General features: G+C 67.0%; 8 protein-coding genes. 6 read left to right on the forward strand and 2 right to left on the reverse strand.

Annotation, left to right across the window (positions count from 1 at the left end; all coding sequences use genetic code 11):
* Positions 1–632 precede the first annotated feature (632 nt).
* Positions 633–1,955 (reverse strand): class I SAM-dependent methyltransferase, encoded by a 1,323-nt coding sequence (locus tag ACWDUA_RS11775; protein ID WP_449751188.1) that lies wholly within the window; start codon positions 1,953–1,955, stop codon positions 633–635.
* The gene (locus ACWDUA_RS11780) at positions 1,952–3,358 is read right to left on the reverse strand and encodes an FAD-binding protein (RefSeq protein WP_449751251.1); all 1,407 of its coding nucleotides are present in this window, start codon (positions 3,356–3,358) and stop codon (positions 1,952–1,954) included. The genes ACWDUA_RS11775 and ACWDUA_RS11780 overlap by 4 nt, the downstream gene beginning before the upstream one ends.
* Before the next feature lie 99 nt (positions 3,359–3,457).
* Between ACWDUA_RS11780 and ACWDUA_RS11785 the strand changes: the two genes are divergently transcribed.
* The 6 genes from ACWDUA_RS11785 to ACWDUA_RS11810 all read left to right on the forward strand — a co-directional run bounded on the left by ACWDUA_RS11785 (position 3,458) and on the right by ACWDUA_RS11810 (position 6,927).
* On the forward strand, positions 3,458–3,898 hold the full coding sequence (locus tag ACWDUA_RS11785) for an SRPBCC family protein (RefSeq protein ID WP_449751189.1): 441 nt from the start codon (positions 3,458–3,460) through the stop codon (positions 3,896–3,898).
* A 38-nt stretch (positions 3,899–3,936) separates the two neighbouring features.
* Positions 3,937–4,848: a pseudouridine synthase gene (locus ACWDUA_RS11790; RefSeq protein ID WP_449751252.1), complete on the forward strand. Its 912-nt coding sequence runs from the start codon at positions 3,937–3,939 to the stop codon at positions 4,846–4,848.
* Between the two features lie 67 nt (positions 4,849–4,915).
* The gene (locus tag ACWDUA_RS11795) at positions 4,916–5,254 is read left to right on the forward strand and encodes a hypothetical protein (protein WP_449751190.1); all 339 of its coding nucleotides are present in this window, start codon (positions 4,916–4,918) and stop codon (positions 5,252–5,254) included.
* 22 nt (positions 5,255–5,276) lie between these two features.
* Positions 5,277–5,645, forward strand: coding sequence for a YbaB/EbfC family nucleoid-associated protein (locus ACWDUA_RS11800; RefSeq protein ID WP_449751191.1), 369 nt, complete (start codon positions 5,277–5,279; stop codon positions 5,643–5,645).
* Positions 5,646–5,689: 44 nt separating this feature from the next.
* Positions 5,690–6,301 (forward strand): recombination mediator RecR, encoded by a 612-nt coding sequence (gene recR / locus ACWDUA_RS11805; protein ID WP_449751192.1) that lies wholly within the window; start codon positions 5,690–5,692, stop codon positions 6,299–6,301.
* Positions 6,302–6,429: 128 nt separating this feature from the next.
* On the forward strand, positions 6,430–6,927 hold the full coding sequence (locus ACWDUA_RS11810; protein WP_449751253.1) for a uridine kinase family protein: 498 nt from the start codon (positions 6,430–6,432) through the stop codon (positions 6,925–6,927).
* Positions 6,928–7,231: the final 304 nt, after the last annotated feature.

Here is a 7,231-nt window from a genome sequence, read left to right on the forward strand (position 1 = left end):
GAGGAGCGGAGCGACGAGGCGTGTCGAAACCTCGGTTGGCCGGGTGGTCGACGCGACCACCTCTGAGGTGGTCACTATTCGACGTTGGCTGCGGGGATTTCGACTCGGGTCCTCGCGTTGCTCGGTCCCGGCTCAATCATCAAGGGGTAGTTGGTGGTTGAGCCGATGCGGAGCGGGAGGTGGTCGCCGTCCGAGGTGGGCTGCGGGGATTTCGACTCGGGTCCTCGCGATGCTCGGTCCCGGCTCAATCATCAAGGGGTAGTTGGTGGTTGAGCCGATGAGGAGCGGAGCGACGAGGCGTTTCGAAACCTCGGTTGGCCGGGTGGTCGACGCGACCACCTCTGAGGTGGTCACTATCCGACGTTGGCTGCGGGGATTTCGACTCGGGTCCTCGCGATGCTCGGTCCCGGCTCAATCATCGAAGAAGGACTAGCTCAATTGTCGAAGAAGGACCAGCTCAATCATCGAAGAAGGACCAGCTCAATCGGCGAAGAAGGACCAGCTCAGTCATCGAAGAAGGGTCGGCTCGATCAGCCACTCGCCGTTGGTGGTTGCTCCCAGGGTGGTCGGCGGTGGGCGTCCTGCTCGACCAGCCGCGGGTTGGACCGGTCGAGCAGGAAGGCCTCAGCGGATCAGGCGTCCCACCATGGGCGCAGGGGAAGGCTTTGGCGGCCCTTGTCGTCGAGCTTGACCGCGAGCACGTGGTGCAGCTGGACGATGTCGCGCTCGAAGCCGATCCGGCAGCCGGCCATGTAGAGGCCCCACAGGCGTGCGGTGCCGACACCGACCTCCTCGACCGCCTCGTCCCAGTGGTCCACCAGGTTGCGATTCCAGTCGCGCAGGGTGGATGCGTAGTGGTAGCGGAAGTTCTCCTCGTGCACCACCTCGAGGCCGCCGATGTCCTGCATCTTGGAGATGATCTTGCCGGAGCCGGTGAGCTCACCGTCGGGGAACACGTAGCGGTCGATGAACGAGCCTGCCCGGGCATTTTTCATGTTGTCGGGGCGGGTGATGCTGTGGTTCAGGATGAGCCCGCCGGCCCGCGCCTTGTCGCGCATGAACGAGAAGTATGACGGGTAGTTGCCGACGCCGATGTGCTCGGTCAGACCGATCGACGAGACCGCGTCGAAATCGGACTCCGGGACATCGCGGTAGTCGCTGTGCCGCACCTCGGCGAGATCGGCGAGACCCTCGTCGACGATGGCCTGCTGTGCCCACTCGGCCTGCTCCGCCGACAACGTCACGCCGAGCGCCTTCACCCCACGCCGCGCGGCGTAGCGGACCATCCCGCCCCAGCCGCAACCGATGTCGAGCAGGCGATCGCCCGGCTCGAGGCGCAGCTTGTCGAAGATGAGCCGGTACTTGTTCTCCTGGGCGGTCTCCAGCGACGCGTCGGCGTCGGGGTACACCGCACAGGTGTAGGTCATCGACGGCCCGAGCACCCATTCGTAGAAGGCGTTCGACACGTCGTAGTGATAACTGATCACCTCGGCGTCACGGGTCTTGCTGTGCCGCAGTCCTTCTGCGAATCGACGCCAGCGCGGCAGGGCCTCCTGGGGAGGCGGGGTGATGGGCTTGAAATGCTCGATGCCGAGCGACCGGGCGATCTGGGCGAGGGCCAGCGGCGACGGACGCTTGAAGTTGAGGTCCTCGGCGAGCGCCTGCAGGGCCCCGTACGGGTCGCCCGGATGCGCGCCGATCAGCTCCAGGTCGCCGGAGACGTACGCACGTGCCAGACCGAGGTCACCGGGTGCGGTGACCAGGTAGGTGGTGCCGCGTGGCGTCTTCAGGTTCAGACCGAACTCGGCATCCTCCGGGCCTGCGGCGCTGCCGTCGTAGGCGGTGATGCGGATCTTGAGATCGCCGCCGAGAAGCGTCTCGAAGATCTCCGCAAGACTCAGCCTGCCGTGGTGTACATCGGTTTTGGCAGGTGCGCCTTCTTCGAATGTGGTCATTGCTGCTTCACCGCTTTCGCATAGAGATCGAGCAGTCGGCCCCGAGGGTCGTACCGCTTCTTGAGCAGACGATAGTGGTCGCCCCCGTACAACTCATCGAACTCGTCGGAACTGTAGAAGGACTCCGAATACAGGGACTTGTGTCCGTCGAGATCGGCGACCCTGCGTTCGATGAGTTTGTTGGCGTGGCCGGGATCGCCCGGCGTGACCGGGACCGCCGACCAGAACCCCACGTTGACATAGGTCCGGCCGGGCTGGAGGGGGTACAGCGGCCAGGGGCGAGACGGGTTTCCGTTGGCGGCGGCGACCTCGACAGGGGTGTCGAGTCGCAACGGGCACAACCAGATCGGTTCGATCGGGATGGTCGCCAGGAACCACTCCAGGTAGTCGGTGGTGTGCTCGATCGGGACCTCGATGTCCTGCACCACGCGCTCGTTGGCGGGCAGGCCCTTGCGCTTGTTGAGCCGGTCGGCGATGTCGAACTTCTTGTCGTAGCCGATCAGCTTCCAGTAGAAACTGCTGCGCAACAACGACTTCGGCCACAGTCGCCGGATTCGGGGATTCTGCGCCCCGAACGCCCGCGAGCACCAGAACCAGTCGGTGTCCCATCGCCACAGGTAATCATGGATGGTCAGTCGATCTCGCTTGGGGGTCTGCCCGGGCTCGTGCTGCAGTGACCGGTAGAAGATGTCCATCCCGGTGTAGTCGCTGACCGGGCCGGTCTCGGCGGTCTGACGTCCCAGGGTGAGGTAGGCCTCGCCGGTGCTGAACACGGTGCCGTCGAGATAGTCGACCTGCTCGCCGTCGTAGATCTTCTCGGTGACGATGGTGTTCATCGTCGATTCGAGGGTGCGGAGGTCGGTGAACCGGATGTGGCGTAGTGCGACAAACGGTTCGACTTCCTCCAGTTCAATTTTCAGGCGCACGGAGTAGCCGAGCGTCCCGTAGGAGTTGGGGAAGCCGTAGAAAAGATCGGCGTGATCGTTTGTCGGGGCGGCGGTGATGATCTCGCCGTCGCCGGTGAGTACGTCGATCTCGAGGACCGACTCGTGCGGCAGACCGTTGCGGAACGACGTGGACTCGATCCCGAGGCCGGTGACCGCACCACCGAGGGTGATGGTCTTGAGCTGCGGGACCACCTTGGGTGCCAGCCCGTACGGCAGGGTGGCCGCGACCAGGTTCTCGTAGGTGCACATCCCGGCGACATCGGCGGTCTTCGCGTCGGCATCGACACTGATCACCCGGTCGAGCCCGGACACGTCCAGGCCCGGATACGGATTCTTGGCCCGCGACCGGAAGAGGTTCGAGGTCTTCTTGGCCAGACGTACGGTGGCCTGCGGCGGGATCGCCCGGTAACTCGCCAGAAGGGCAGCGACCCCCTCGTCGAAGGCAGCGGTCCCCATCTCCATCTGTGCCGAGCTCACTTGGCTAGCCTAGGACGAGACCCGCACGCCCGCCAATCAGTGTCACACCACTGAGTTCAGCTCGAGGAGAGTCCGCCCGTGGGAGAGATTTCCGCCAGCCAGTCGACCCAGATCGCCGCCGCACCCGACGTCGTGACCGGCGCGCTCGCCGACTACGCCGAGGTCCGCCCGGCGATTCTTCCCGAGCAATACCACGACTACAAGGTGCTCGAGGGTGGCAACGGCGACGGGACCGTCGTGCACTGGATCCTGCAGGCCACCAAGAGTCGGCAGCGTGACGTGAAGGCGACGGTGTCGGTGGCGGGTTCCACCATCACCGAACGTGACGCCAACTCGACGATGGTCACCACCTACACCGTCGGGGCCGCCGCCGGCGGTTCCACGGTCACCGTGACCACCACCTGGAGCAGCAATGCCTCGGGTATCGGCGGCTTCTTCGAGAAGACCTTCGCGCCCAAGGGTCTCGGCCGTATCCAGGCCGCACTGCTGGCCAACCTCAAGACCCGGCTGGAGAAGTAATACCCCCGCGGCGGCGCGGTCGGGCCCGACCCTCGCCTCTGCCTCCACGCGACGGCGTCGACGCCACCCGTGTAGTGCTGCGGTCGGGTCCGGAACTGACCGTGGGTGACTGCCTGCGGGCCACGCCGTCGCTGGCCGACCTCGACGCCGCGGCCCTGGTCGCGCGTGCCGACCGCCGGGAGATCGTCGACGCCGACGGCCGGCCGGTGGACCTCGACGCCCCGGCCCGACGCAACACGCCGGTGTACCTCTACCGGGATCTTCCCGACGAGGTGCCGATCCCGTTCGACCTGCCCGTGCTGTACCGCGACGAGAGCATCGTCGTCGTCGACAAGCCGCACTTCCTGGCCACGATGCCGCGTGGCCGGCACGTGACCCAGACTGCGCTGGTGCGTCTGCGGCGAGAGCTCGGCAGCGACCTGGTGGCACCGGCGCATCGTCTCGACCGGTTGACCGCCGGCGTCCTGCTGTTCACCCTGCGCCCCGAGGTGCGGGCCGCATATCAGGACATGTTCGCGACCCGCCGCGCGGTGAAGGAGTACCGCGCGCTGGCCGGGCCGGCCGGCTGGTCGGGGACGGTCGAGGTGCGTGACCGCATCGAGAAGACCGCCGGTGACCTCCGGGCACTCGTCGTCGACGGTCCGGTGAACGCGATCAGCGAGATCACCGAGATCGAACGCACCGACGTCGGATCGATCTATCGGCTGGTCCCGCACACCGGCCGCACCCATCAACTGCGGCTGCACATGGCCTCGCTCGGGGTGCCGATCGTCGGCGATCCGCTCTACCCCGACGTCCGGCCGGAACTGGCCGAACGACCCGACCACGGCGACTTCTCCGAACCGCTGCGGCTGGTCGCGCACAGTCTCGCCTTCACCGATCCGCTCACCGGGGTGGACCGATATTTCGTGTCGCGTCGCGGGGTGACTGCCGCCGGCGATGCCCGGTGAACGTGTTCGGGTGCCCGATGAACGTGTTCGAGGGACCGGTAATGGGCAGCGACTACCCTGGCGTCCTGTGACCATCCGCGCCTCGTATGAACGCCACCCCGATCTCGGCTGCGAGGCTGTGGTCTTCATCGACGACGAGTCGCTCTCGTGTTTCCAGATCCAGCGAGACCTGGTCGGCAGCCCTCGGTACGGCGACGGATACTGCGTCACCACCGGTGCGAGCGCACCGATCTACGGTGGCGTCATCCTGGAGTGGAGGGTCGTCGACGGTAACCGTCTGGAATTCGTGCTCGCCGGGCGTGCGGCCCGGCTGTTCGGCGACGACACCCTGTCCTTCGAGATCACCCCGGTCGGGGACGACACGATCGACGACATCGTCGCGCACGTCGAACGGCTTCTGAGCTGAGCACCGGGCTACCCTGGGAACCGTGACTCAACCTTTCGACCCCAGCGCACTCTTCGGCGGCGGTGCCGGCGGCGACAATCCGATGGCCGGCCTGCTCCAGCAGGCGCAGGCGATGCAGCAGCAGCTGATCGACGCACAGAACGAGATCGCGGCGACCGAGGTCACCGGCACCGCCGGCAATGGGCTGGTCACCGTCACCGGCAACGGCACCGGCGAGATCACCGCGATCACCATCGACTCCAAGATCGTCGACCCCGACGACGTCGAGACCCTGCAGGACCTGGTGCTCGGCGCGCTCGCGGATCTGTCGCAGAAGCGTGAGACACTCGCCGGTGAGAAGATGGGCCCGCTGGCCGGTGGCCTCGGCGGTGGCCTCCCGGGACTGGGCTGACCCGACCATCCCGACCCGCCGAGTGAGGAAAGTACCGCGCATCCATGTATGAGGGACCGATCCAGGATCTGATCGATGAGCTGGCCAAGCAGCCGGGTCTCGGCCCCAAGGGTGCCCAGCGGATCGCCTTTGCCCTGCTCGCGGGGGAGAAGAACGACATCGACCGATTGATCGCCGCACTCGGCCACGTCCGCGACGACGTCACGTTCTGTGCCGAGTGCGGCAATGTCTCGGCCAACACGCTCTGCCGCATCTGCTCGGACCCGCGGCGGGATGCCACCAAGATCTGCGTCGTCGAGGAACCCAAGGACGTGCACGCGATCGAGCGCACCAAGGAGTTCAACGGTCGCTATCACGTGCTCGGCGGAGCGCTGGATCCCTTGTCGGGGATCGGCCCCGACCAGTTGCGGATCCGGGAACTGTTGCGTCGGCTCGGCACCTCTGCCGACGGCGACGACGTGTCCGAGGTGATCGTCGCCACCGACCCCAACACCGAGGGCGAGGCCACCGCGACCTACCTGCTGCGGATGCTCAAGGACTTCCCGGGCCTGAGCGTCACCCGCCTGGCATCCGGGCTGCCGATGGGCGGCGATCTGGAGTTCGCCGACGAGCTCACCCTGGGTCGTGCGCTGTCGGGTCGGCGGGTCCTGGTCTGAGGACGGCGGTGGCCCGGATAGGGTGACGGCCCATGATCACCGCGCCCTCGCGCTCCGCGCAGCCGACCCCGGCCGTCCCCGACCTCGACGCCGCGCTGAGCGCACAGCTCGACGATCTCGCCGCCGAGATGGTCTCGGGCATCGTGGCTATCGACGGACCGTCGGGCGCGGGCAAGTCCACCGTTGCCGACGCACTCGTGGCCCGGCTGCGCGCCCGCGGAACCGGGGTGGTGCTGGTCCGCACCGACGACTTCGCCACCTGGGACGACCCGGTGGCGTGGTGGCCGGAGCTGGAATCGGAAGTGCTGCACAGCTTTGTGCGCCGCCGCGACTATCGCTACCGGCCGCGCGTCTGGGTCGACGGACGCCCCGAGATCGGTAGCCGTATCTGGTACCGGTGGGAGCCGTTGCTCGTGATCGAGGGGGTGTCGTCGGCGCGACGACGCATCGCCGACCGCCTCACCTACTCGCTGTGGCTCGACGGTGCGCCCGCCGCCGAACGACTCGAACGGGCCGTTGCCCGTGACGGGGAGCCGTCACGTCCGTTTCTGGAACGCTGGCAACAATTCGAGCGCGGCTGGTTTGCCGTCGACCGCACCCGCGACCGCTGTCGGGTGCTGGACTGAGTCGCCGTGGTTGCGTGGTGAGGTCGGGTGCGGAGGTCTCGACTCGACTTGTCGCTGCGCTCCTCGTCGGCTCGACCGGCGGGGGTTTGTCGCTGCGCTCCTCGTCGGCTCGACCGGCGGGGGTTTGTCGCTGCGCTCCTCGTCGGCTCGACCGGCGGGGGTTTGTCGCTGTGCTTCTCGTCGGCTCGGCCGGCGGGGTTTTGGTGGTGTGCTTCTCGTCGGCTCGGCCGGCGGGGTTTTGGTGGTGTGCTTCTCGTCGGCTCGGCCGGCGGGGTTTTGGTGGTGTGCTTCTCGTCGGCTCGGC

This window comes from Gordonia sp. NPDC003376 (assembly GCF_053589235.1).

Bases quoted from the DNA above. Each gene is read 5' to 3' on its own strand.
- ACWDUA_RS11810 (WP_449751253.1), top strand. From the start codon at position 6,430: ATGGTCTCGGGCATCGTGGCTATCGACGGACCGTCGGGCGCGGGCAAG.
- ACWDUA_RS11780 (WP_449751251.1), bottom strand. From the start codon at position 3,358: ATGGGGACCGCTGCCTTCGACGAGGGGGTCGCTGCCCTTCTGGCGAGT.
- ACWDUA_RS11775 (WP_449751188.1), bottom strand. From the start codon at position 1,955: ATGACCACATTCGAAGAAGGCGCACCTGCCAAAACCGATGTACACCAC.
- recR (WP_449751192.1), top strand. From the start codon at position 5,690: ATGTATGAGGGACCGATCCAGGATCTGATCGATGAGCTGGCCAAGCAG.